General features: G+C 68.2%; 21 protein-coding genes. 14 read left to right on the plus strand and 7 right to left on the minus strand.

What is annotated here, in order from left to right; all coding sequences use genetic code 11:
- Window position 1: 1 nt before the first annotated feature.
- The 4 genes from RZO50_RS08630 (at window position 2) to RZO50_RS08645 (ending at window position 5584) form a co-directional block, all read left to right on the plus strand.
- Window positions 2-976, plus strand: a complete 975-nt coding sequence (locus tag RZO50_RS08630; protein ID WP_322599306.1) for a lysylphosphatidylglycerol synthase domain-containing protein — start codon at window positions 2-4, stop codon at window positions 974-976.
- A complete protein-coding gene (locus tag RZO50_RS08635; protein ID WP_322599307.1) occupies window positions 973-2202 on the plus strand; it encodes a polysaccharide pyruvyl transferase family protein in 1230 nt (409 codons plus the stop codon). The genes RZO50_RS08630 and RZO50_RS08635 overlap by 4 nt, the downstream gene beginning before the upstream one ends.
- Window positions 2203-2252: 50 nt before the next feature.
- Window positions 2253-3788 (plus strand): DUF2142 domain-containing protein, encoded by a 1536-nt coding sequence (locus RZO50_RS08640; protein ID WP_322599308.1) that lies wholly within the window; start codon window positions 2253-2255, stop codon window positions 3786-3788.
- Between the two features lie 1136 nt (window positions 3789-4924).
- Complete coding sequence (locus RZO50_RS08645; RefSeq protein ID WP_322599309.1) at window positions 4925-5584, plus strand: hypothetical protein; 660 nt, start codon at window positions 4925-4927, stop codon at window positions 5582-5584.
- 13 nt (window positions 5585-5597) lie between these two features.
- Here the strand turns inward: RZO50_RS08645 and RZO50_RS08650 are convergent, their stop codons facing one another.
- Both RZO50_RS08650 and RZO50_RS08655 read right to left on the minus strand, forming a co-directional pair.
- Window positions 5598-6578, minus strand: coding sequence for a glycosyltransferase (locus RZO50_RS08650; RefSeq protein ID WP_322599310.1), 981 nt, complete (start codon window positions 6576-6578; stop codon window positions 5598-5600).
- Window positions 6578-8488 carry a glycosyltransferase gene (locus RZO50_RS08655; RefSeq protein WP_322599311.1) on the minus strand — a complete coding sequence of 637 codons (1911 nt, stop codon included), beginning with the start codon at window positions 8486-8488 and terminating at the stop codon, window positions 6578-6580. The genes RZO50_RS08650 and RZO50_RS08655 overlap by 1 nt, the downstream gene beginning before the upstream one ends.
- A 128-nt stretch (window positions 8489-8616) precedes the next feature.
- On the opposite strand from RZO50_RS08655, the gene RZO50_RS08660 reads away from it, so the two are divergent.
- On the plus strand, window positions 8617-9405 hold the full coding sequence (locus RZO50_RS08660; RefSeq protein WP_322599312.1) for an ABC transporter permease: 789 nt from the start codon (window positions 8617-8619) through the stop codon (window positions 9403-9405).
- Between the two features lie 5 nt (window positions 9406-9410).
- Window positions 9411-10145, plus strand: a complete 735-nt coding sequence (locus tag RZO50_RS08665) for an ABC transporter ATP-binding protein (protein ID WP_322599577.1) — start codon at window positions 9411-9413, stop codon at window positions 10143-10145.
- Here RZO50_RS08665 and RZO50_RS08670 read toward each other — a convergent pair.
- Together RZO50_RS08670 and RZO50_RS08675 are read right to left on the minus strand one after the other, a co-directional pair.
- Window positions 10133-11482, minus strand: coding sequence for an O-antigen ligase family protein (locus RZO50_RS08670; RefSeq protein WP_322599313.1), 1350 nt, complete (start codon window positions 11480-11482; stop codon window positions 10133-10135). The two genes, RZO50_RS08665 and RZO50_RS08670, sit on opposite strands and share 13 nt — an antisense overlap.
- Window positions 11479-12879 (minus strand): O-antigen ligase family protein, encoded by a 1401-nt coding sequence (locus RZO50_RS08675; RefSeq protein ID WP_322599314.1) that lies wholly within the window; start codon window positions 12877-12879, stop codon window positions 11479-11481. Before RZO50_RS08675 ends, RZO50_RS08670 begins: the two co-directional genes overlap by 4 nt.
- Before the next feature lie 63 nt (window positions 12880-12942).
- On the opposite strand from RZO50_RS08675, the gene manA reads away from it, so the two are divergent.
- The 4 genes from manA to RZO50_RS08695 all read left to right on the plus strand — a co-directional run bounded on the left by manA (window position 12943) and on the right by RZO50_RS08695 (window position 18928).
- Window positions 12943-14106: a mannose-6-phosphate isomerase, class I gene (gene manA, locus RZO50_RS08680; RefSeq protein WP_322599315.1), complete on the plus strand. Its 1164-nt coding sequence runs from the start codon at window positions 12943-12945 to the stop codon at window positions 14104-14106.
- A 159-nt stretch (window positions 14107-14265) separates the two neighbouring features.
- Window positions 14266-14586, plus strand: a complete 321-nt coding sequence (locus RZO50_RS08685; RefSeq protein ID WP_194425249.1) for a WhiB family transcriptional regulator — start codon at window positions 14266-14268, stop codon at window positions 14584-14586.
- Between the two features lie 83 nt (window positions 14587-14669).
- Window positions 14670-17519: a glycosyltransferase gene (locus RZO50_RS08690; RefSeq protein ID WP_322599316.1), complete on the plus strand. Its 2850-nt coding sequence runs from the start codon at window positions 14670-14672 to the stop codon at window positions 17517-17519.
- Complete coding sequence (locus RZO50_RS08695; RefSeq protein WP_322599317.1) at window positions 17516-18928, plus strand: DUF5719 family protein; 1413 nt, start codon at window positions 17516-17518, stop codon at window positions 18926-18928. The genes RZO50_RS08690 and RZO50_RS08695 overlap by 4 nt, the downstream gene beginning before the upstream one ends.
- Window positions 18929-18953: 25 nt before the next feature.
- On the opposite strand, the gene RZO50_RS08700 is transcribed toward RZO50_RS08695, so the two are convergent.
- The gene (locus tag RZO50_RS08700; RefSeq protein ID WP_322599318.1) at window positions 18954-19394 is read right to left on the minus strand and encodes a metallopeptidase family protein; all 441 of its coding nucleotides are present in this window, start codon (window positions 19392-19394) and stop codon (window positions 18954-18956) included.
- Window positions 19395-19460: 66 nt separating this feature from the next.
- Between RZO50_RS08700 and RZO50_RS08705 the strand changes: the two genes are divergently transcribed.
- A complete protein-coding gene (locus RZO50_RS08705; RefSeq protein WP_322599319.1) occupies window positions 19461-19667 on the plus strand; it encodes a DUF3499 family protein in 207 nt (68 codons plus the stop codon).
- A 43-nt stretch (window positions 19668-19710) separates the two neighbouring features.
- Window positions 19711-21183 carry an adenosylhomocysteinase gene (gene ahcY / locus RZO50_RS08710; RefSeq protein WP_322599320.1) on the plus strand — a complete coding sequence of 491 codons (1473 nt, stop codon included), beginning with the start codon at window positions 19711-19713 and terminating at the stop codon, window positions 21181-21183.
- Window positions 21184-21454: 271 nt separating this feature from the next.
- Here the strand turns inward: ahcY and RZO50_RS08715 are convergent, their stop codons facing one another.
- Complete coding sequence (locus RZO50_RS08715) at window positions 21455-22291, minus strand: RDD family protein (protein WP_322599321.1); 837 nt, start codon at window positions 22289-22291, stop codon at window positions 21455-21457.
- A 16-nt stretch (window positions 22292-22307) separates the two neighbouring features.
- Between RZO50_RS08715 and RZO50_RS08720 the strand changes: the two genes are divergently transcribed.
- Window positions 22308-23303 carry a stage II sporulation protein M gene (locus RZO50_RS08720; protein WP_322599322.1) on the plus strand — a complete coding sequence of 332 codons (996 nt, stop codon included), beginning with the start codon at window positions 22308-22310 and terminating at the stop codon, window positions 23301-23303.
- On the opposite strand, the gene RZO50_RS08725 is transcribed toward RZO50_RS08720, so the two are convergent.
- On the minus strand, window positions 23300-24109 hold the full coding sequence (locus tag RZO50_RS08725; RefSeq protein WP_322599323.1) for an aquaporin: 810 nt from the start codon (window positions 24107-24109) through the stop codon (window positions 23300-23302). The two genes, RZO50_RS08720 and RZO50_RS08725, sit on opposite strands and share 4 nt — an antisense overlap.
- 119 nt (window positions 24110-24228) lie before the next feature.
- Between RZO50_RS08725 and RZO50_RS08730 the strand changes: the two genes are divergently transcribed.
- Entirely contained in the window at window positions 24229-24660 is a 432-nt protein-coding gene (locus RZO50_RS08730; RefSeq protein WP_416211582.1) for a Fur family transcriptional regulator, read from the plus strand.
- The last annotated feature ends 42 nt before the right edge of the window (window positions 24661-24702 follow it).

Genomic DNA, 24702 nt, shown 5'->3' on the forward strand with positions numbered 1-24702 from the left:
CATGACCGAGGAATCCGCTCCGCGCTGGCGACGTCGCGCGCTCCGATGGGCGCTGACGGTCCTCGTCGTCGGCGTCGTCGGGTACTTCTTTGCCGTCGCGCTGTGGGACAACTGGGATGCGATCGCCGCCGAGCAGCTCGCCTTCAGCCCCTGGTGGATCGTAGCGACGGTGGTATTCGCCCTCGCCGTCCCGCTGACGGGCCTGCTGTGGGGGCACATGGTGCGCGTGCTCGACACCGACCCCGACGGGCGCGTGAGCGTGGCCGAGGCGATCGCGGTGCAGTGCGCCTCGTGGCTGCTCAAGTACATTCCCGGCCAGGTTGGGTCTGTGGTGAACAAGGTCGTCTGGGCGGGTAAGAAGGGCGTCAGTCGTTCGCTCGTGCTCATCACGTTCGTGTACGAGAATGTGTTCCTGCAGTTCGCCTCGATCGTCCCCAGCGCCTTGATCCTGCTGCTCAGCCTGGGACCCGAGATCTTCGGTGAGAACGCGACGCTGCTGGTCGTGCCGGTCCTGGTGCTTGTGCCGCTCGCGGCAGTGCTGTACCCGCCGGTTTTCCACCGCCTCGTGAGCATCCCCGCCCGGCGCGCGCTCAAGCGTGAGGTGCCGAAGGAGTACTTCCTATCCACCGGGCGCACGCTCGCGTACATCGTCGGATTCCTCGGGCCGCGTGCGCTCAACGGCATCGGCTTCGTGATGATCGCCGCGACCGTCAGCACGGTTCCGCCCGCGCAGTGGCTGCCCTTCGCGGCCGCCTACGTGCTCGCGGGCGCGATCGGGATCCTCGCGTTCTTCGTGCCCAGCGGTCTCGGGGTACGCGAGGCGGTCATCGTCCTCGTCCTGAGCCAGTACATCCCCGTCGCGGAGGCGATCGTCATCAGCCTCCTCGCTCGACTCCTCAGCACCGTCGGCGACGGCCTCGTCGCCCTCATCTACATCGGCATCCGCCGCACCATCCCCAAGGAGTACCGACCATGACCGGTCCGCGGATCACCATCATTGGCTCAGCCCTGTCGGGCAACAAGGGGGCCTCGGCTATGCTCGAAGCGGCGATCCAGTCGCTCGGCGAGCGACTCGACGACCCCCGGTTCACGCTGCTGAGCATGTACCCGCGTGAAGACGCCGCGCAGAACCCGTATCCGAACCTCGAGATCCTGCCAGCGAATCCGCGACAGCTCGGCGTGACGATCAACACGCTCGCGCTTATGTACAGCGTTCTGCCGTTCCTGCGCGGGACGCTGCGCCGCCATTCGCGTGTGATCCGCGCTCTCGCAGAGTCGTCGGTGCTGCTCGATCAGGGCGGCATCACCTTCACCGACGGCCGCGAGAAGTTCTTGCTGTACAACGTCGCATCGATTCTGCCGGCCCTGAACACCCGCACACCCGTCTTCAAGTGCGCCCAGGCGGTCGGCCCCTTCCAGAACCCGATCAACCGCTGGGCGTCACGCACCTTTCTGCCCAAGGCGGCCACGATCGTCACGCGCGGACGCATCACGCACGAGTACGCCGAGGGACTGGGACTGACCAACCTCGTCGCTGGCGCGGACTACGCCTTCTCGCTCGCGCTCGATGGCACCGAATGCCAGCAGGTGTCACTTCATCTCGATCTGTCCTTCTTCGACGAAGACGTGGTGGGCGTGTGCCCGAGCGTGGTGCTGCAGAAGAAGGTCGACGAGCGCGGCGGAGACTACGTCGGGCAGATTGTCGACTTCATCGGGCACGTGCGCGCACAGGGCAAGCGCGTGCTCCTCCTGCCCCACAGCGTGCGCACCGGGACGGACAAGACCCACAACAACGACCTGCCGCTGTGCCGTGAGATCCACGCGCGGCTCACGCTGGGCGACGATCTCCTCTTCGTCGATCGAGAGCTCAGCTCGCAGCAGCTGCGCTATCTGATCGGGCGTTGCTCGTTCTTCGTTGCCAGCCGCTTCCACGCGATGGTCTCCTCGCTGGCGATGGCGGTGCCGACGCTCGTGATCGGGTGGAGCCACAAGTACCGCGAGGTGCTCGAGATGTTCGATCTGGAGGAGTGGGCCTTCGGCCATGACACGCTGACCCCCTCGCATCTCGCCGAGCGCTTCGCCGCCCTCGAAGGGGCGCGCGAAGAGGTCAAAGCGAAGCTCGATGAGCACCTTCCCGGCGTGCGTGCTCGCTCCATCGAACAGGCAGACCTCATCGCGCGACTCGTCAGCACCGATCGATGAGCTCCGCGGCGGAGGCCGCGCACGCCGGTCGCGTCCGTTCAATGTCGGGGGTGGCAGCCTACCGCTGGGCTACGGGGCTGCTCGCTGCGGTGGTGTTCCTGGCGTGCATGTCGTGGGCGCTGGTATCGGCTCCGTTCTCGGGCCCTGACGAGCGTGCGCACTACAACTCTGTCACCCGCATCATGTCAGGGGGTGGCTGGCCTCTCCCGTACGAGGCGCAGATGGAGAGCTGGACTGTCACGGCGGTCACCGAGGCGGGTTGGGGTTATCGGGGACAGCGCGATGAGAGCCCGCCGCTGCCCAACGCGCGGTCGACGATCTTCGCGGGCGGGAACTGGGAGAATCTGGGTAAGGACCAGATGGTTCAGCACCCGCCCCTCTACTACGGAGTCGTCGCGGCAGCTGCGAGCATGATTGGCGATCACGAGACCCAATGGGATGCGGCACAGCTGATGATGCGGATATCCTCCGCAGCCATGCTCGCTGGTGCCATTCCGTTTCTGGTTTCTGTCGGCCGACACGTGAGTGGCTCACCGCGAGCCGGCGTTATAGGAGGCACCAGCGTCTTGCTGATGCCGTTCTTCACGAACATCGGCGGTTTCATCAACAACGACCCGATGCTTGTCCTTACGTGCTCGGCGGCAATCTGCTTCGCGGTACGGGCGCTCTATCGAGAAGAGAAGGCGCGGACGTCGTTGGCTCTGGCCGGCGTCGCGCTCGGCCTGGCGCTGCTCACGAAAGGACTCGCGCTTCTGCTCGTACCGGTCGTCGCGGTGTTCGCTGCAATGGTGGCTTGGCGCTGGCGATCTTGGCCCACACGCATCTGGGTCTTCTTGCTCCCCCTCGTGATTGCGTTCGCCGTCGGAGGCTGGTGGTGGCTTCGTAATCTGCTGCTCCTTGGTCGCATACAGCCGAGCACTCTCGGCGACCGCGAGCGGTCAGCGATCGCACATGAAGGATATGATCTTGGCGATTTCATCATCGGCGCCATTGTGCGCTTCAACCGGACCCTTTGGGGGCGTGGCGCGCGTGACGACATCGCACTCCCGACTCACATCGTGGACGTCGCGGGGCTAGTACTCGTCGGCCTTGTCCTTGTCGCGGTGATCGTCGGTTCCGAACGGCGCGTTCTGGCGCTCCTGTGGGCATTTCCGGTGTTGATAGTCGCAGTCATCTTCGTAAATGCGCACGGAATCTATTGGGACCTCGGGTCCCCTGACAGGGGTATCCAGGGCCGGTACGTGTATGCAGGAATAGCTGCTTTCTGTGCAACATTTGCAAGCCTTGCCGTCATCGTCACGCAACGGTTGAGGGCTGCTGCCCGACGGATCCTCGCCTCGATATTCTGTGCGTTCGCGGTTGTCGCCACCGCGTCAGCCCTCGGTTGGGTCCTCGAGCGCTCTTGGGGCGCTGACAGGGCCGCTGCCCTCGCCTCGATCGCGACATCACACGGTGTGGCTCTGACGCTGCCTATCTCAGTGGTAGGCGTCGGCTTGGCGGCTTCCGCCGCTCTTGTGACTTTGTTCCTTCTGCCCTGGCCCGTGCGGGCAGGCCCGGCGAGAACGACCACCCGCGTGACGAACTAACAGTACGCTCCACTACTGTGTCGAACTACCTTGCCGTCCTAGTAGCGCCCACACAGGAGCGCCGGGTACGGCGCTGGTTGCAGACTCGATCGACGTCGTCCGAGGTTCAGATCATTCGCTTGCGTGCGCGGCGGTCGCTCGTTCTAGTCGGGCGCGGGATGTCTGATTCGGTCGTGGACAATGAGTACTTTCGCGGACATCTCATCGACCACGCGCATGGGCGGATCGTTTTCGGTATCAAGGGCTGGCGCGATGCACCGTCATCGACTCGTGAACGCATCGAGGACGGCGTCGGCGAGTTTGTCGCATGCAGATGGTCACGTGACCGGGTTCGTATCGACCGCGACTACTTCGGGAACGCGCGACTCATGCACACGAGCGCGAAGGGAGTCGTAGCTGTATCCGACTCGCTCTTGTTGCTGACAAGTCTCCGGCGTGTTCTCGGCGCGTCAGTAACGCCCGACGAGGAGGTCCTTGCCGCCCGGGCAGCTCCCAGTCAGATCGCGGGCCAGCAAATCTCACCCCGGACGATGGTTCGAGAGGTGTCGTTTGTGCCTCCTTGGGTCAGAATCGAGCTTTGTGTCGACAGGCTCGCCGTTCAGGAGGTGACACGGAGCGCGGCAACTATGCTTTCGGCCGGTGAGCCATCGGTGGGTGCGGACCGAGAAGTCCTGAGAGCAACCGCGATCTCGATGGCGCGCACGGCTGCTTCGCTGGCGGACTTCGGGAGTTGGCGATCGGTAATCCACCTCTCTGGCGGCCTCGACTCGCGGGCAGTCTTCGCGGCGGTGCACGCAGCGTCCGGAATAGGTGAAGCAGCGTACATCAGTCGGACCAGGGGTGGTGCGGCCACTGAGCGAGACAACGCGGTAGCCCGTCGGCTCGCTTTCGAGTTCGGATTGGTTCCGACCGATATTGATAAAGCGACAGCCTGGCCTATGTTGCGCCCTGCCGATGGCTTCAGGCTGTGGGCAGCCGGACTTGCTGGCGTCTACGATGGTTTCGGCCCGCTTGGCCCGCGTCGGCGGGCGGCTCATGACTTCGAACTCTTCGGACTAGGCGCGGGGGCGCACAAGGGTGCGTGGGGCTGGCGCTCCTTAGATGCTATCCGAGACGCCGCAACCCACACTGGTCCAGTGAGAGACGCTTTGGATGCTCAACTCAAGGTGTCCGCAGCGGGGCTTGGGGTGGACGCGGGCGCGCGCAACGCGAGCGAACTCTATTACTTCGGGTACAGGAACGGCCTGCACTCGGGTGCGGAACACATCGGCCTTCACATGACGGGCATATCGCCCCTTCAGAATGTCGCCTTCGCGCAGCTGGGCCACTCTCTCGGCCCGGACGGCCGATTCTATGGCGAATGCGGCGAGGGCATTCTCTCCCTCACCGCCCTGCTCTCTCCTCCTGCGGCGGTCTTCGACTACGACACCCCCCGGCACTCATGGACACTCAATGACGCGGTCAATCGTCAGCGTGACCTTGGCGGCCCACTGAGCGGGCCCGAGACGTCGCCGTATGCGCACTTCGGCGATCCCGAGCGCATTCCGCAGGGCCCATCCCAGTTAGCGCTCGCGATGGCCCGGGCGGCAGGATTCCCGGACGAGTACTCGAGCGCCGCGGCGTTGAGATACTCGCAGGAGAACCTCGAGCTGATTGCCGGCCCTTTGGTCGACATCTATCGTGAGGTGATCGCAAACGCTCGTTGGCGGCTTTCTCGCGCTCAGGGAGACTTATTCGCAGCGGAATTGCCGCTGGCGCGATCGATGATGCTCGGCCTCTTCCGCGCGGTCAGCTAGAACGCACCTGCACTCAGATCAACGACGGCATGGTCTCGAAGGAACGGTCGCGTGTGATCGATCGTCCGTCGCGCAGTCCTCGCCAGAGGTTGCTCGTGCCGCGAATCGTACGCTCGACAAAGAGGAGTCGAATCAGTTCCTTGCCGAAGGTGAGCACCGTGCCCACCCCGAACAGGACCGGGTTATACACGCCTTGAGCGCGGTAGTACTTCTTGATGATCGCTCGGTTCCGCATGATGTAGTACCGGTATACGTCACTTGATGCGTTCATATGCCGCACGCCCATGTCCCACTGCTTGATCTCGCGCGTGCGACGCAGAACGAATTCGTCCACGATCACGGACGTGGTGACCCGTGACGCAAGCCAGCCGTAGAGCTGATCATCCCAGTAGATGAAGAAGCGTGGGTCCGGCAGACCGATCTGTCGGACGACATCGCGGTGGATGAACATGCCCTCGAAGCACCCCGAGTTCATCTCTTTAAACCGCGAGTTATCGAAGCCCGCGGGCGCGAACGGGATCGGGATGCCCATCCGTTCGGCGACGCGGTACTGCCAGTAGAATTCGCTCCCGTCGAAGTCGTACCGGCGACCTTGGATGCTCTTGAAGCGCGATGCCCACCGGCCCATGGCAGCGAGTCCGTCCGGTATGACCTCGACGTCATCGTCCATGAGCCAAATCCATGTCGAACCCAACTCGTAGGCGACGCGGACCCCCTCACTGAAACCGCCGGAGCCGCCCGTATTCGTGTCGAGTCGGCGGTAGACCAGTTCCGCGTCCAGCCGCTCGCGGAACGACTCGACGACTTCGGTGGTGTCGTCGCTGGAAGCATTGTCGACGATGACGACGTGGCCGGGCTTCGGGTCCATCCGCTCGATGCTTCGGAGGAGTCGGGAAAGAAGCCCGGATCGATTGAAGGTGACCACAGCGATGGTTGCCGATGCGGGATCGAAGGTGGCCTGGGGGGCGTCGAGGCGCTGTGTCGCGGTCATCATCACTCCGCCTCTTCGAATGCGGCGCGCCATGATTCGGGCGAGGTCAGCGACGGCAGCGCAGCCCGGTACTCGCCGGCCAGGCGTGCCCATTCCCTGCTCAGGCGACGGTGGAGGCGGACGCTCTCGAGCAGCATGCTGCGGTATTTGGCACGGTCGCGCGTGTACACGTTCTTCCCGGAGCCGTCCGCCGTGGTCACGAGCGCACTGTCGACCACGGGGATCCGCCACCAGTGGGCGTCGAGCTTGCTGAATTCGACCTCGGGCTGGGTGGTGTTCTCCGGTGCGGGACGGTGGAACCAGTGCCGGGCGAGAGTCGAGGCCGTGAACCAGCGGAGACGCAGACCGGTTGGACTGTCGAACTGATGACGGCGCCGGTGAGCGAAGACTTGCCTCCCGCGCCGCGAGCGGATGGGGGTACCCGTATCCCGGTGCACTTCGGTCTCGGGGAACTGCTTGGCCAGGTCGCGTGCGGCCGGCATGGCGGTCGGGAGGCTCGGCCAGAGATGTGCCGGGCCCGACAGCAGATCACGCAGTGCGCGATGTCGGAGCGCGACGGGATAGTACTGCATCATCATGAGGTGCTTTAGGTCCATCCGGCGACTGTGTCGGAGAAGTGTCCCGCCCTCGGGTCGGGAGGAGTGCAGGAGTCCGGCGAGAACTCGATTGCGGGCATGAAAGTACGCTTGCCAGTCGAGCGAATCGTCCTTTCCGACCCAGGAGACGTGCCAGAGAGCGACTCCGGGCATCGACACGGTGGGAATACCGGCCGCACGGGCGCGCAATGAATACTCCGCGTCATCCCACTTGATGAAGGCAGGAAGGGACAGTCCGATCTCGCGCAGGACTTCGACGGGGATGAGGCACATCCACCAGCCGTTGTAGTCCGCGTCCAACCTCATGTGCAGCATCGGCGTCTGACGGAGGTTGCCCTCGGCGAAGTCGTGAGGCATACGCTCCTGGAACAGGGTGCGCCACATAAACGGTTCTTCGTCGACCACTTCGGCCCACGCATGGAGCTTGGGACGATCGAGCAGGTCGAACATGTGCGCGCCGACGATCGTCGGCGCGGCCGCGTACTGGCCGAACACGATCGATCTGCGGACAGACTCGGGCTCGATGCGCACATCATCGTCGAGCAGCTGAACGAAACCGCTGTCGGGCCTCGCGAGTGTCTCCGTCATCGCGCGGGCGAATCCGCCAGAACCGCCCAAGTTCGCTTGGCGGATGACCTGGAGAGTATCGCCGAGGCGATCGGCGAGGGGGGGGTACTCGTCCCGTTCGACCACGAGATCTGTCCCCTGATCGATGACGAAGATACGGTCGATGTACTCCAGCACGTCGGGTGCTTCAGCGAGAGCCCGCAGCGTCTCCACGCAGAAGCCCGGTTTGTTGTAGGTGGTGATTCCGAGTGAGGCCTTCCCGGTGCGTGCCGGTTCCTGCTCGGTGGTCCATTCGGCGCCCTCGAAGAGGACGTCCTCGGCATCGGCGAAGATGTCGAACCAGATCCATCCGCCGTCGCCGTACTTGTCGAGGATCAGGTCCACACGTGTAGTTGCCTCTCCTTCGACCTCGTTGGTGAGGATGCGCTGCTTCACGCCCTCCCCGTTGGAGCGGTAGACGAGCACCGTCGCCGGCCCGGTGGTGCGCACGGTGAGCGTGATCTCCCGCACGGTGGTCCAGTGCTGCCAGTACGAGGCGGGGAAGGCGTTGAAGTAGGAGGCGAACGAGACGCGGCGCCCGGCCTGCACGCGAGCACGATGCCGATCCAACACGTTCGAGAGATGGGCAACGCTTGTGACTCTGACGGGCTCATCGTCAATCGTCGCCCACGTCTCGGGGTCCGCGTAGAGAGGGAGGATGTCGGGGTCCCGTTCGGTGGGGAAAACGACGTTCTGCAGAACCTGCGGCAAGATATCTCCGATCGCGCTGGGCTGGACGCTGCGGCGAAGCCGCCGTCGATCCTACCCGTGGGCGCTGACGGATCCCTGCAGGTTGCTCCCAGATCCGTGTACGCCCGCACCCTAGGATCATGCGTGTGATGACTCAGACCGTCGGTGCGCCGGGTAGCGCCCGCCGGTACTTCCATTCGCTGTGGCTGCTGTCGGCTCGCGACCTCAAGGTGCGGTACTCGACCAGTGCGTTGGGATACCTCTGGTCCATCCTCGATCCGCTCGTGATGAGTCTCATCTACTGGTTCGTCTTCACGCAGGTTTTCCAACGCACGGTGGGAGCCGAGCCCTACATCGTCTTCTTGATCACGGCATTGCTGCCGTGGGTGTGGTTCAACTCTGCGGTGACGGACTTCACGAAGGCCTTCTCGAAGGACGCGCGTCTCGTGCGGTCGACGTCCATACCGCGGTCGATCTGGGTCACCCGGATCATCCTGAGCAAGGGCATCGAGTTCCTGTTCTCGCTCCCGGTGATCGTCCTCTTCGCCATCGTCGGCGGTGCGACGCTGACGTGGGGCGTCCTCCTCTTCCCGCTCGCCGTCCTCCTGCAGCTGATGCTGCTCGTCGGACTCGGACTTCTCGTCGCGCCCCTATGCATGCTCTGGGGCGACCTGGAGCGCACGACCCGCCTGATCCTGCGCGCGCTCTTCTATGCGTCGCCGATCATCTACGGCATCTACGATCTCCCGGGGGTGTTCTCCACCCTGGCCGCCTTCAACCCCCTCGCCGGCATCTTCTCGCTCTATCGCGTCGCGTTCTTCCCCGACCAATGGGATCCGTTCGCCCTCGCGATCTCGACATTGATGTGCATTGGTTTTCTGGGCGCTGGGCTCATCGTCTTCCGTCGACTCGAGCCGGCTGTGCTGAAGGAGCTGTGAGCATCGTGGATAACGCGATCACCGTCGAGGGGCTCGGCGTGCGCTTTCGACGGAACCGGCGCGGGCGCCGAAGCCTGAAGGACCTCTTCGGAGGCGCCTCACGACGGAGTCGCCCGAATGAGTTCTGGGCGCTCCGGGACGTGTCCTTCCAGGTGAGGCGCGGTGAGTCGATCGGTGTGGTCGGGCGCAACGGGCAGGGCAAGTCGACGCTTCTGAAGCTGGTGGCGGGGGTACTGCTGCCGGATGAAGGATCGGTCTCCGTCGACGGGGGAGTTGCCCCTCTGATCGAGATCACCGGTGGATTCGTCGGCGACCTGACTGTTCGTGAGAATGTGCGCCTCACGGCGGGTCTTCACGGCATGCCGCGCGCCGAGGTGAACCGTCGATTCGACGGCATCATCGATTTCGCCGAGCTCGCGGACTTCATCGACACTCCGTATAAGCATTTGTCGAACGGGATGAAGGTCCGGCTGGCGTTCGCCGTGGTCTCCGAGCTCGACGAACCAATTCTTCTCGTCGACGAAGTGCTTGCTGTGGGTGACAAGGCGTTCCGCGAGAAGTGCTACAAGAGAATCGACGAGCTGCTCGCGGGAGGACGGACACTCTTCTTCGTGAGCCACAACGAGCGCGATCTCCGGCGATTCTGCGAACGCGGCCTCTACCTCAAGAAGGGGCGCCTCGAGCTCGATGCGAGCCTGGACGAGGTCCTCGAGCGCTACAACGCCGACTACCCCGCCTGACCCTCCGAGGCCCCTGGCTCGGCGCCCAGATCGGGAAGCCCCTCCGGGTCGAGGCCGGGGGATTCCTCCCCGCTGCGCAGGCGTGCCCGCCACGACCGCGACTGGCCGGCGCGGACCGCGCACAGCACGAGCATCAGCCACCCCAGGCCCGACAGGGTGAAGGACTCGAACATCGAGTCGATGAGGAGGGTCACAAGCATCAGCGGCGTCCAGGCGTAGACGACCGATCGGCGTTCGCTCGCGTCGAGCCACGAGCGGACCAGTGCGGTGCTGCACAGGGCCAGGAAGATCAGCAGTCCCACCCATCCGAGCTGCAACAGCACGTCGAAGTAGGCGTTGAGCCCACTCGCGTGATCGGCGTCGAGGACGTAGTTGAGGGCGTTGAATGGCCATTCGGTGTCGTCCCACGGGCCGTACCACCCCTGGCCTTCGATCGGCGCGAACCGTACGTAGTCGACCATCGTGTTCCACAGGGTCACTCGCGTGGAGAAGTCCGTGCCGGCGCCGAGGAACGCGATGATCGGGTGACGCGCGACGTATCCCACGACCAGCCCGATGACCACGACGGCGCCGAGGAAGAGCTGCACGGCGCCGCGGCGCTCGACGCGCGTGTGCCGCACCCACGCGAGGGCCCCGACGGCGGCGCCGACCCCGACGGCGAGCACCAGGACGGTGGGGGAGTCGCTGAAGAAGCCGAGCGCGCCGGCGAGGACCACCGACGCGACGGATACGCCGACGCGCACCGATTGCGTGCGGTATTCGATGAGGAAGGTGATGAGCGCCATCACGGCGACGAAGCCGAGCAGGTTGCGCGTGCCGAAGATGCCTTGGATCGAGCCTGCCGACGCGAGGTTCCCCTGTACGCCGAGGAAGCGGAACGGCACATCCAGCAGGATGCCGGAGAGGATCTCCACTCCGAGCGAGACCGCCAGCAGGACGCGGAGCACGTCACCGAGCGCGCGAACGGTCTGCAGGGTGTCGCGGACGTGGCCGATCACGATCGCGAGGAAGGCGATGCCGGCCAGCGCCACCCAGTTCCACCAGGACTCCGACGAGTCCGAGCTCCAGAACACGCTGGCGAGCGCCCACGCCACGAACAGCACGACGGAGATCGGGACGAGGCGGAGCAGCGAGATCTCCCGCCGCCGCGCGAGGAGCATCCCCGCACCGAACACGCACAGGCCCGCGATGATGGAGACGTAGGTGACGAGTCCGGCGGTGTGCTCGATCAGGAAGGACGAGAAGACCGCTCCGAGCGCGGTGAGCGTGTACGCCCGTGCGAAGGACGCCGAGGCCAGCAGGTCGGTGAGCCACGCGACGCGCGCGGCGGGGTTCACGGTTCCTGCTTCATCAGGTCGCCGCGCTCGATCGCGAGGCGCTGCTCGATCGGCCCCTCGCCGATGTGCGGCGACTGTTTGATCTTGTAGGCGAACATCACCACGAACATCCACCCCCACAGCATCAGCGGGTTGGACTCGGAGAACCCCTGCACGAGCAGGATCGCCCCGGTGAGGGTCGGCACGAGCGACAGCGTCGTGTACGGGCGGTCATCGCGCAGGTCCCACCGCGGGCGGTCGACCGCGAAGAACCAGGAACGCCAGACGAACGCGAAGTAGGCCAGGGCCACCAGGACGAGCCCGATGATCCCCAGCTGGAAGAGCACATCCACCCACATGCTGTGGGCTTGCATGACGGTCTGGTCGTGATCGACGATCCACCCGTCGATCCGCGCCTCCCACGGCAGCCAGGGTGTCGAATAGCCCCACCCCGCCCACGGGCGTTCGGCGACCCGTGCCAGCACCGCATCCCAGATCATCTCCCGGCCGGTGAGGTCTGAGTCGCGGCCGAGCGCGGTGAAGATGGCGTCGCGCCCGAACCACAGGGCCAGTGCGCCACCGAGGCCGACGGCGGCGTACGCGACGTAGTACTTGGTGCGCTCCCCGGGGCGCGTGGTGGTCCGCATGAGCAACACCGTCGCGAGCACCAGGACGGCGCCGCCGAGCGCGAGGTAAGCCGTCGCCGACCCCGCGCGGACGAGGAGATACGCCGCGAGCGCGATCCAGAACAGCTGCCAGTGTCGGCGCGGTGACTGCGCGGCATACCGCACCGCGAACACGACGATCGCCAGCACCGCGACCATCGCCAGCAGGTTCGCATTGCCGAACACGCCCTGGATGCGGCCGCCGTCGAACAGGTTGTCACGCGACCAGTACACGATCGGATCGACACCGTCGGGGGCCTCGGCGAACTGCGGCATCACCGGATGCTGCACGACGACCGAGACGAACAGCTCGAACAGCAACGACAACGACAGTACCCACTGGAGCGCGGACGAGACGGCCCGGATGAGCTCGTGCCAGGTCAAGACCCCGCCGACGAACAGTGCCTGCAACGTCGTCAGCGCCAGCAGCGACCACGTCAACACCGTCGCGAGCGGCCACACCGACCACAGCACCGACACGGCCGCGAAGGCGACGTAGACCAGGGCGTACCAGGGGAAGCGGCGCCACTGCACCGGGGGCCGGATGACAATCCACAGCGCGACCGACACGGCAGCGGCCGCGACGGTGATGCCGGCGGCGATCACCGCGCCGAAGGCGTTCACCCACGACACGCCCGCGATCGCGAGCGTCAGCACGAAGATGCACCACGCGCGCAACAGCAGGTGGCCCGTCTTCTCGCGGGCCGGGGCGGCCGGCGGCGCCGACACCGGGTGTTTCGTGTGGACGGCCATCAAGGGAACAGGTTACCGGGATCGAGCGCAAAGCCCATGGTGGCATCCCCCTAGGCTGGGGGTGTGCTGGTTTCGTTGACGAACACGCCCCGCGACTACGCCTGGGGCTCGACCGACCTGATCGCCCGCCTCGAAGGGCGCGAGCCCACCGGCCGCCCCGAGGCCGAGGTCTGGTTGGGGGACCACCCCGGGAACCCCGCCGTGACCGGGGACGGCCGCACGCTGGATGCGTGGTTGGCCGCAGAGGGGTCCGCGACCGGCGCGCCGACGACGCTCACCTTCTTGCTGAAGCTGCTCGCCGCGGGTTCGCCGCTGTCGATCCAGGCCCACCCCTCCAAGGCACAGGCCGAGGAGGGCTTCGCGCGCGAGGAGGCTGCAGGCATCCCGCGGGACGCCGGCCAGCGCACCTACCGCGACGACAACCACAAGCCCGAGTTGATCGTCGCCGTCAGCGACGAATTCCACGCTCTGGCCGGTCTTCGGCCGATCGACGACACGCGGCGACTGCTCGCGCTCCTCGGGCCTGCCGCCGAGCCGCTCGCGTCTCGCCTGGAACGGCACGGCCCCGAGGCCGCGCTCGCCGACACGATCGCCTGGCTCCTCTCCGGCGACGCGCAGCCCGAGGTCGACGCGCTCATCCAGGCCGTCGCGGACGCGCCGCGCGGCGCCGGTTTCGACGCCGAACTCGACCTGGTCGCCCACGTCGCCGACGCCTATCCCGGCGATCCGGGCGTGATCGTGGCCATGCTGATGAACCTCGTGATCCTCGCCCCGGGCGAGGGGCTGTACGTGCCCGCCGGAGTGCTGCACGCCTACGTCTCCGGCCTCGGCGTCGAACTGATGGCCGCCAGCGACAACGTCCTCCGCGGCGGACTGACCCCCAAGCACATCGATGTCGACGAGCTGCTGACCGTCCTCACCCCGGCCCCGGGTCCCGCGCCGCGGGTCTTCGCGGAACCTGCCGGCGAGGGGCTGTGGCGCTACGACACCCCGGCCCCCGACTTCGCGCTGAGGCGTGCGGACGTGCGAGACGACGCGGCCGTGCGGGTGCCCGTGCCGCAGGCCACCGTCGTGCTGGCCACGGCCGGATCGGTGACGGTGCAGACCGCCGAGGAGGCGGCCGAACTGACCCCGGGGCGTGCCCTGATGATCACACCGGAGGCGCAGGGTGTCGTCCTGCGCGGATCGGGAACCGTCTACCTCGCGACCTCGGGCACGGTGTCGTAGCCGCATCGTGACCTTTGCGACACGCCGACGGCGCGTCGCAAAGGTTCAACCCCGGGGTGAGGCTTTACGATCTGCGACTTGACCCTGCGGAACTACACCTGTGTAATTATTCCCAACACGCGGACCGGCGTGGGGGGAAACACAAGGTGGGAGAGCAAGATGACGGGTTACCGTTCCGGCGTTCCCGATAACTGGTTCGTCGATCCCGTACAGCTCGGTGTTCCGGGTGTGCGACGTCCGTCCGAGGGTGACGAGGACAACGCGCTCGCGTGGCAGACCGATGCGCTGTGCGCGCAGACCGACCCCGAGGCGTTCTTCCCGGAGAAGGGCGGGTCCACGCGCGACGCCAAGCGCATCTGCACCTCGTGCGACGTCCGCGACGAGTGCCTCGAGTACGCGCTTCAGAATGACGAGCGCTTCGGCATCTGGGGCGGACTGTCCGAGCGGGAGCGGCGCAAACTCAAGCGCCGCGCGAGCTGAACACCACCCGCCGCCACCCGTTGCGGCCCTTCCGGCGCGTGCGCGCATCCGCGACCGTGCCGGCCGCATAGGCTTACGGGGCCATGCCCTCCCGTATCCACGCCCTCCTCGTGGTGCGCCCCGACGGACGCCCCGCCGCGGCGTTCCACCTGCGCAGGACGCTGGCCGCGCTCGCGGAGCAGCGCCGCCCCGCCGACGTCCTGACGATCGTCGTCTGCGGTGAGGACCCCGCCGTCCACGAGCTGGCCGCCGCCTCCGGGGCCGAATCGGTCATCACCGCCGCCGCCCACACGTCGTTCGCCGCCGCGACCGCCCTGGCCACCCACCGCCTCGACGGCGACGCGCTCTGGCTGCTCGCGCAGGACACCGCACCGGAACCCGACGCCCTGACGCGGCTCGCCGGCGCGCTGGAGCTCGCGCCGTCGGTCGCCTTCGTCGCCCCGAAACTCGTGCGGTGGGAGAACCGCTCCGAGATCGTTTCGTTGGGTGTGTCGATGACGGCGACCGGCCGTTCCGTGGGCCTCGCCGACGACGAGCTGGACCAGGGCCAGCACGACGTCACGCATGACGTCCTCGGTGCCGACGTGCGCGGAATCCTGGTGCGCGCTGAGGCATGGCGCGATCTGGAGGGGCTCGATCCGGCCCTGGCCGGCGCCGATGAAGGGCTCGACCTCGCCGTCCGGGCACGCCTGGCGGGATCCCGGATCTCCCTCGTGCCGACCGCCCTGGTCGCCGTCGCCGGCGACGGCGTGGCCGGTCTTCCCGCGCCGCGCAACGGTCGGGCCCGACGACGCGGTGCGCGCGGAGTCCGCACCGCGCAGCTGCATCGACGGCTCGCCTACGCTCCCGCCCCGGCGGTGTTCTTCCACTGGCTGTCGCTGATCCCCCTCGCCCTGTGGCTCTCGGCGGTCTTCCTCGTGCGCAAGCAACCCGGCCTGGTGCTTCCGCAGTGGGCCGCCGCGGTCGTCGTTGCGGTGCGCGTTCCCTCGATCGCGCGGGCGCGCTCGCGCATCCGCCGCCATCGACGCACCTCGTGGGCGCAGATCGCGCCGCTGCGCTTCACGGGTCACCAGTTGCGCCAGCGTCTGGATGAGGACCGGGACGTCGTCGACACCGCGCCCGTCCGCGGGGAACTGCGCTTCTTCACCGGGGGTGGGGCGTGGCTCGTGCTCGGCGCGCTCGTCGTCTCGATCGCCTCGTTCCCGGCCCTGCTCGCGTGGCCCGTGCTCGGTGGGGGAGCGCTGCAGCCCCTGCGCGCGACCGTCGCCCAGCTCTGGGCCGACGCCGCCTTCGGGCTCCGCGCGATCGGGTGGGAGACGATCGGCGCCGCCGACCCGTTCTCGGCCGTGGTCGCGGTGCTCGGTTCGCTGTCGCCGCTCGAGCCCTCGCGGGCGATCGTGGTGCTGTGGATCCTCGCCCTGCCGCTGGCAGCGTTGGGTGGCTGGTTCGCCGCGGTGCGCGTGACCGACCGCGGATCGCTTCGGGTGATGGTCGGTGCGCTGTGGGCGGTCGCGCCGATGTTCCTGGTCGCCCTCGTCGACGGGCGGCCGACCGCTGTGCTCGTGCACCTGCTGCTGCCGTGGCTGTTCTACGCCGGATCGATCGCGCACCGCACCTGGGTCGCGGCCGGGGTCTCCTCGCTCCTGCTGGTCGGGGTCCTGGCCTGCGCACCCTCCCTCGCCCCCGCCTTCGCCGTGCTCTGGACGGCCGCGATCATCCTCTCCGTCGTCATGCGCGGGGGCAATGGCGTCGCCCGGCTGATCTGGGTCGTGATCCCGACCGTGGTCGTGTTCGCCCCCCTGATCATCGACCAGGTGCGCACCGGCGACGTGTTCGCCCTCTTCGCCGACCCGGGTGTGCCGTGGGCGGGACCGCAGGTCTCCGCCGATCCGACCGGACGCGGGCTGCTGGCCGCCGGCATCCCCACCCCCGACATGGCCGGCTGGCAGGAACTCCTCCCCGACGCCGCACTCTGGTGGATTCCGCTGCTGTCGGCACCGATCGCCGTGCTCGCCCTCTTCGCCCCCTTGACGCAGCGGTGGGCGGCCGGTGTCACCCTGCTGGTGATCTCGGCCCTCGGCTTCGGCACCGCCTTCGTCGCGGTCGGCATCGTCGTGGCCTTCGATCAGGCGCTCTCGATCGCGGTGTGGCCGGGCAGCGGACTGAGCCTGGCGTGGATCGGCGCCATCGGCGCCGCGGCGGTGTCGCTCGACGCCGGGCTCGCGCCGCGACTGGCGGCAGCCCGCGGAACGCTCGCCCTCACCGTGACGGTGGCGGTCCTCATCCTCGCGGTACCCTCCCTGACGGCCATGGCCCGCGACGCGGCCTTCCTCACCAACGGTCCCGCGAGCACACTCCCCGCCTACGTCGCCGCCGAAGGTCGAGACGACGCGAACATCGGCACGATCGTGCTCACCCCGCAGTCCGACGGCGGTCTCTCCGCGGAGACGGTGTGGGGTGGCAGCGAGACGCTCGGCGGCCAGACGACCCTCATGTCCACACGGACCGTTCCCACGACCGCCGACGCCGAGCTCGCCGACATCGCCGTCGACCTCGTCACCGCCACCGCGGACGACGCCGTCGACCGTCTGGCCGCGCACGGGGTCGGTTTCGTGCTGCTCGCCCCACCCGCCGACCCCGACGCATCCGGTGCGCGCGAGCTGCAGCTGTCGGCGACCACCGCTCTGGACCAACGCGACGGGCTGGACCCGGTGGGCGACACCAGCAAGGGCGTCCTCTGGCGCGTCGCCGACGATGTCGAACCGCGCGGGGCGGCGCCGGCATGGGTGGGTCGCATCGCCCTGGCAGCCGGTGGCGCGCAGCTGCTCGTGGTCGCCGTCGCCCTGCTGCTGGCCCTTCCCACCGCGGCATCCCGCCGGGGCGCGCGCCGGACATCCCGGGTCGTGGGACCGTATTGGCAGGAGGGCACATGAGCGACAGGCGTCCCTTCCGCTGGGCGACCACGAGCGCGCGGATGCTCGTGGGAACGCTCGTCGGCGTCGGATTCGTGGTCGGTGTGGTCACCGCCGTCTCGGTGCCGTGGCCCGAGATCGACCGCTCCGCCCCCGCTCTCGAGGAGCGCCCGGCCGCCGACCAGAGCATCGCCGCGTGCACCGGGGACCTCCTGGCGACCGGTCGAGACGTCGAGGACGCCGGTGGCATCGTGTCGGCCGCCGACGCGACCCTGACGCTCGGGACGAGTGACGCGCAGGCCGATCCGGAGATCTCCGACCTCCCAGCCCCGGCGCTCGGGGACGAGCAGAGCGCCTCCGCGGTGGTCGCCCAGCCCGACGGCGAGGACCGTGTCGATGTGGCGGCTGCCGGTGCCGCGACCGTCTCCGACGAAGACCTTCGCGGCTACGCCGCCTCGCCGTGCCGGCCCGCCCTCATGGAGTCCTGGCTGGTCGCGGGATCGACCGCGACCGGCTCAGCCGATCTCGTGCTGCTGTCGAACCCCGGCGAGGTCGCGGCAACCGTCCAGCTGACCGTCTACGGCGCCCAGGGGGAGACGCAGCCCCCCGGGGGCGCGGATGTGGTCGTACCGGCGGGTACGCAGCGCATCGTGCCGCTGGCGGGCCTCATCCTCGGCGAGACGAGTCCCGTCGTGCGCGTCACAGCCGTCGGGGCCCCCGTGCAGGCGTCGGTGCAGTCGAGCATCACCCGGGGCCTCATCCCCGGGGGTGTCGAACAGACGACGGCGGTGACCGCCCCGGAGACGACCCAGGTCATCACCGGCGTGAGCGTGGCCGCGGCCGCCGGCGAGGGCGATGACGCCGCAACCGTCGTCCGCATCCTGGCCCCGACGCTCGACACGACCGCCTCCGTGACCGTCACGATGGCGGACTCCGTCCGATCGGTGGTGCTCGAGCGCACCATCGAGCTCGTCGGCGGGGTTCCGACCGAGGCGGAGCTCGACGGGCTCGAGGCCGGCCAATACACCGTCGAGGTCGCCGCGGAGGCCGAGCTGCTCGCGTCCGTGCGACAGACCGCCGGCCCCGAAGACGCGGCGGACTTCGCGTGGTACATGCCCGCGCCCGAGCTCGCCACACCCAGCACCTTCGCGACGCCCGCCGGGCCCGAACCGCAGCTGACCCTCGCCAACACCACCGAGGTCGAGATGACCGTCACCCTCGCAACCGTCGACGGGCAGGACACACGGTCGGTGGTCGTCTCCGCGCGCTCCTCGACGACCGTGCGGCTGACCGCCCGCACCGTCTACGCGATCGACGATGGCGGCGACGGGGTACGCGCCGCGCTGTCGTTCAGCGGTGACGGCGCGCTCGCCGGGTACCCCGTGTGGCCCTCCGAGGCGGCATCGGTCGCGGTCACCGTCTACCCCTGACCGATCCGGCGCGCAGCCCCGGGCGTCAGAAGTAGCGGAACCGTTCGGGGCCGAGGTCCCACGGGTCCATGTCGAGGTACTCCGCGGCGGCGCGGAACACGCAGCTCTCGATCATCATGCGGCGATGCAGATCGTCGTCGCGGTGCAGGTGGCTGAGCCGTTCGATCGGCAGGCGCCACACGATGATGCGGCGCGCGGTCGTGTCGACCGTCCACCGCGGAATCCCGCGGTCTCCGGTCTCGCCGGGCATGTCTCCGATCTCGAAGCTGACGTCGCGCAGCTCGTCCCACGCCGAACGGAGGAACTCCGCCGCGGCACCCACCGCGAGGTCGAAGCGCTCGATGCGCGTGTCGATGGGCGGCAACGGCGGCCGCACGATCGGGCTGCGCCCCACGCGGCCGTGCCGACCGTGCCGAGCGGGCCTGCGAACCGGGGTGCCGGCAGGCTTCGCGCGTCTCCAGGCCATGGCCCCATCCTAGGCGTGCGGCGCGGCATCCGAGTCTGTCAGGACCCGGTGGCTAGGGTGGCATCGATGCGCGAGAGACTCTGCTCCAAGGTGGGTTGCGCCCGTGAGGCGGTGTCGACCCTGACGTACGACTACGGCGATCAGATGGCCGCGCTCGGACCCCTCGGACGCCAGGACGACCCGCACGCGCACGATCTGTGCGCCGCGCACACCGACCGACTGTCCGTCCCGCGCGGCTGGGTCGTCATCCGGCACGAGACCCTTCAGGTCTGAGCCGGGCCGGATCCGTCGCCCTCCGGCGTGGGATGATGTCCCCATGTCCGCAGACACCGCCGCGCCGATCCGCACCGTCCCCGACCACGCCGTCCGCGACCTGTCCCTCGCGAGCGCCGGCCGTCACCAGCTGCGTCTCGCCGAGAACGAGATGCCCGGTCTCATGGCTCTCCGCGCCGAGTTCGCCGAGTCCCAGCCCCTGAAGGGCGCGCGCATCGCCGGCTCGCTCCACATGACCGTGCAGACCGCGGTGCTGATCGAGACCCTCACCGCCCTGGGTGCGCAGGTCCGCTGGGCCAGCTGCAACATCTTCTCCACCCAGGACGAGGCTGCCGCCGCGGTCGTGGTCGGCCCCGACGGTACGGTCGACGAGCCGCGCGGTGTCCCGGTCTTCGCATGGAAGGGAGAGACCCTCGAGGAGTACTGGCAGCTCGCCGACCGCATCTTCGACTGGTCGGCCGAGGGCTTCGACGGCCCGAACCTCATCCTCGACGACGGTGGCGACGCGACGCTGCTCGTGCACAAGGGCGTCGAGTTCGAAAAAGCGGGTGCGGTGCCGGATGCCGTCGCGGGAGACTCCGATGAATATCGGGTCGTGCTCGAGACCCTTCGTCGCAGCCTCGCCCGCGACCCGCAACGCTTCACCCGGATGGCTGAGGGCATCCTCGGGGTCACCGAAGAGACGACCACCGGCGTCCACCGCCTCTACGAGCTGGCCGCGTCGGATCGGCTGCTCTTTCCGGCGATCAACGTCAATGATTCGGTGACCAAGTCGAAATTCGACAACGTCTACGGCATCCGCCACTCGCTCCCCGACGGCATCAACCGGGCGACGGACGTTCTGATGGGCGGCAAGGTCGCCTTCGTCGCCGGCTACGGTGACGTCGGCAAGGGCGCCGCCGAGGCGCTCCGCGGACAGGGCGCCCGGGTCATCGTCGGCGAAGTCGATCCCATCTGCGCGCTACAGGCCGCCATGGACGGGTATCAGGTCGCGCGACTGGAGTCGGTCGTGGGCGACGTCGACATCGTCATCACCGGCACGGGCAACCGTGACGTCGTGACCGCGGAGCACCTTCTGGGTCTGAAGCATCTGGCCATCGTCGGCAACGTCGGGCACTTCGACAACGAGATCGACATGGCCGGCCTCGAGGCGCTCGAGGGCGTCGAGAAGGTGGAGATCAAGCCGCAGGTGCACGAGTGGCGTCTCCCGAACGGGCGCAGTGTGCTCGTCCTCAGCGAGGGCCGTCTGCTGAATCTCGGGAACGCGACCGGACACCCGTCGTTCGTCATGAGTGCGTCCTTCGCCAATCAGGTGCTCGCCCAGATCGAGCTGTTCGTTCGCCCGGAGCAGTACCCGACGGGCGTCTACGTTCTGCCGAAGGTGCTCGACGAGAAGGTCGCCCGGCTGCACCTGGCCGCCTTGGGTGTCGAACTGACCGAGCTGACCGGGCCCCAGGCCGCCTACCTGGGCGTGCCCGTGGAAGGTCCCTACAAGCTCGACCACTACCGCTACTGACCCCGCCCCGACCGGCTCGCCGGCAGGGACACCTCCCACCCCAGCCGCTGTGGATGTCCCACTTTCTGTCTTCTGGGCGGCGCATCCGAGCAGAAAGTGGGACACCTCCCACCCCAGCCGCTGTGGATGTCCCACTTTTTGTCTCCTGGGCGGCGCATCCGAGCAGAAAGTGGGACACCTCCCACCCCAGCCGCTGTGGATGTCCCACTTTCTGTCTTCTGGGCGGCGCATCCGAGCAGAAAGTGGGACATGGATGCCGGGTGTGGGCGGGTCAGTCCGGGAGGCCGCGGGTGAGGCGCGCCACGCGCTCGGACTGCAGCGCCAGCGCGCGGGCCTCGCGCTCGCGACGCACGGCGACGACCGCGCGGACGAAGGTCTCCGCGTCGGTCTGGGGGACGGGGGAGACGTGCGCGGCGGCCTCTTCGGCCAGTGACAGCGCGATCCGCTGACGCGCGCTGGGCATCATGCTCTCGGCCTGCCGGACGAACTGCGCCATCCGGCGAGACAGCCCCGCCGGCAGATGCGCGGCATCCGCGGTCTCGGCCCATCTCGCCAGAGACGGGGGGACGCCGGGGCCGGGGTCGGGGAGCGCGGGCGTGCGCGTGCGCTCCGAGGACGTCCCGGCGAGCAGATCACCGAGCCGCTGCGACCGCGGGGTGAAGGCCCCGACGACGGCGGCAAGGCCCCCGAGCGTCAGCCAGATCTCCAGCACGCCGGTGAGAGCGCGGATGAACGCCTGACGGAATCCCGATGCGCCCCCGTCGGCGCGGACGATCCTGGCGCCTACGGCGAGCTTGCCGAGCGATCGGCCGCGGGTCGCCGTTTCGACGGTGGTCGGCAGGACGACCATCACGAAGACCGCGAGCACGATCGAGACGATCGGGATGAGGGTGTCATCCACCAGCCCGAGGCTCGCGAGCCAGCCGATGATCGCGACGAACAGCAACAGCACGCCGACACCCAGCAGCAGGTCGATGAGCGCACCCAGTCCGCGCAGGAAGAAGCCGACGGGCTGCACGTCGAGGGCGACCGCTTCGCCGGTGAGCACCTCGTCCTGGTGGATGTGGACGACCTCGGCCGATGCGACGGCCGGTGCGGGCGTGCTCATGGGTACAGTTAACCAGGTGGACCTCGACGCGCTGACAGCCGCTCGACGAGGGGAGTGGGAGCGCCTCGACGCACTCGGGCGGATCCGTCGGCCGACCGGTCCCGAGGTGGACGAGCTGGTCACCCGCTACCGCTCCGCGAGCGCCGATCTCGCCGACATCAAGACCTCCGCCGGCCGCACGCCGCAGGGCGATCACGTCTCCACGATGCTCTCGCGCGCGCGGCTTCGTCTGACCGGGGCGCCGGAGAACGTGCTGCGCCAGATCCCCCGCTTCTTCGTGTTGCAGTTGCCGGCGGCGCTGCACCGGCTGCGGTGGACGACGCTCGTGATCGCGATAGCCTTCGTGCTGATCGGCGCGATCGTCGCGGCCTGGGTGTCCGGCGACCCGGCGCTGGTGGCGTCCCTGGGCCCGCGGGCCGCGCTCGAGCAGTACGCCGAGAACGACTTCGCGCAGTACTACTCCGAGAACCCCGCCGCCGTGTTCGCCGGCACCGTGTGGACCAACAACGCCTGGATCGCCGCGCAGTGCGTCCTGTTCGGCATCACCGGCATCTGGCCCGTGATGGTGCTCGTGCAGAACGCCGTCGCCGTCGGCACGGCGGCGGCGATCATGTTCGCGTTCGGACGCGGAGACGTCTTCGTCCTGTACATCCTCCCGCACGGACTGCTGGAGCTGACCTGCATCTTCGTCGCCGGCGCGGCGGGCCTGCACATCTTCTGGGCGTGGATCGCGCCCGGGCGGCGCTCACGGGGGCAGGCCCTCGCCGAGGCCGGGAGGTCGCTCGCGACCGTGGCGCTCGGACTCGTGCTCGCTCTGGCGGTGGCCGGCCTGATCGAAGGGTTCGTCACCGCGCAACCCTGGCCGTGGGCGGTCAAGATCGGCATCGGCGTCCTCGCGCTCGGGGCGTTCGTGTTCTACATGATGGTCGTCGGAGGGCGGGCGCGCCGAGCCGGCGAGACCGGCGACCTCACGGAGTACGAGGCCGGCACGCCCACCCTCTATGCGGGTTAGGACCGCGTGACCTCGCCGTCGAACAGCGCGCGGTACGCCAATCCCGCCAGGATCGCGCCCACCAGCGGGAACACGAGGAACACCCAGAGCTGAGCCAGCGCTTCCCCGCCGCCGTAGACGGCCGTCGCGAGGGAGCGCGCCGGGTTCACCGACGTGTTGTCGACCGGAATGCTCACGAGGTGGATGAGCGTCAGCGAGAGCCCGATGGCGAGTCCGGCGAACCTCGTGCCCCGTGTGGGATGCGTGACGCCGAGGATCACCAGCAGGAACAGTCCGGTGAGGATCACCTCGATGATGATCGCCGCGGGCATTCCGAATCCGCCCGGTGACAGTGCGTCCCATCCGTTGCTCGCGAATCCGCCGTCCTGTGCTGCGGGCAGCCAGCCGGCCGGGCCGAACAGTCCGATGAGAACCAGGAGGGTCGTCGCGATCAGTCCGCCGACCACCTGTGCGGCGATGTACGAGAGCGTGCCGCGCCACGGAAACCGACCGGCCGCGGCCAGACCGAGCGTGACGGCCGGGTTGAAGTGCCCGCCGGAGATCGGCCCGAACGCGTAGGCGCCCATGATGACCGCGAGGCCGACGGCAAACGACGCGGCGATGTAGACGATGCCGGGGGCGAAGGCGCGTTCGGCGTCGGCGAAGTGGCTCGCGAAGAGCGCTGTGCCGATCAATCCGAAGACGAGGAGGAAGGTTCCGAACCCTTCCGCGGCGAGCTTGGCGCCGAGGGTCGGCCCGCCCGGTGGCGGGGTGTGTTCGAGAGGTGTGGGATCGACGTTCTTCTCCGGACGCGGGTCGTTGCTCATCGCATGTCCTTTCTCGGTGCGGCCAGAGTACTGCCGAGGGGGATGTACATCCGGTAACCGGAGGACGACAGATCGATGACGTTGTTTTGATCTTGTCAAAAAAGAGCTACAGTGGTCGAGTGCCCGATATCGAATCGCCCGACGTGGACGCGTCGCTTCGCGCGGCGGGCCTGCGCGTGACGGACACGCGGCGGGCCGTCTTCTCGGCGCTGCACGGCGCGGGACACATCGCGGCCGAACCGCTCTTCGGACGCGTGCGAGAGGGGCTCCCCGGCACCAGCAAGCAGTCGGTGTACAACGCGCTCGGCGATTTCGTCGAAGCCGGTATCGCGCGACGGATCGAGCCGGCCGGGCTCGCCGGACTCTACGAGCTGCGCGTCGGCGACAACCACCACCACCTCGTGTGCTCCGCGTGCGGTCGCGTCGAGGACGTCGACTGCGTCACCGGCGAGGCGCCGTGCCTGCACCCCTCCGAGACGCGCGGCTTCGCGGTGCACACCGCCGAAGTGACGTTCTGGGGCGTGTGCGCCGGATGCGCCGCCCCCGCGTGAACCCCGAAGACCCGACATCCGCCCACCCTCGTCCTCAGGAAG

Source organism: Microbacterium xanthum, assembly GCF_034531355.1.
GTDB classification, from domain to species: domain Bacteria; phylum Actinomycetota; class Actinomycetes; order Actinomycetales; family Microbacteriaceae; genus Microbacterium; species Microbacterium xanthum.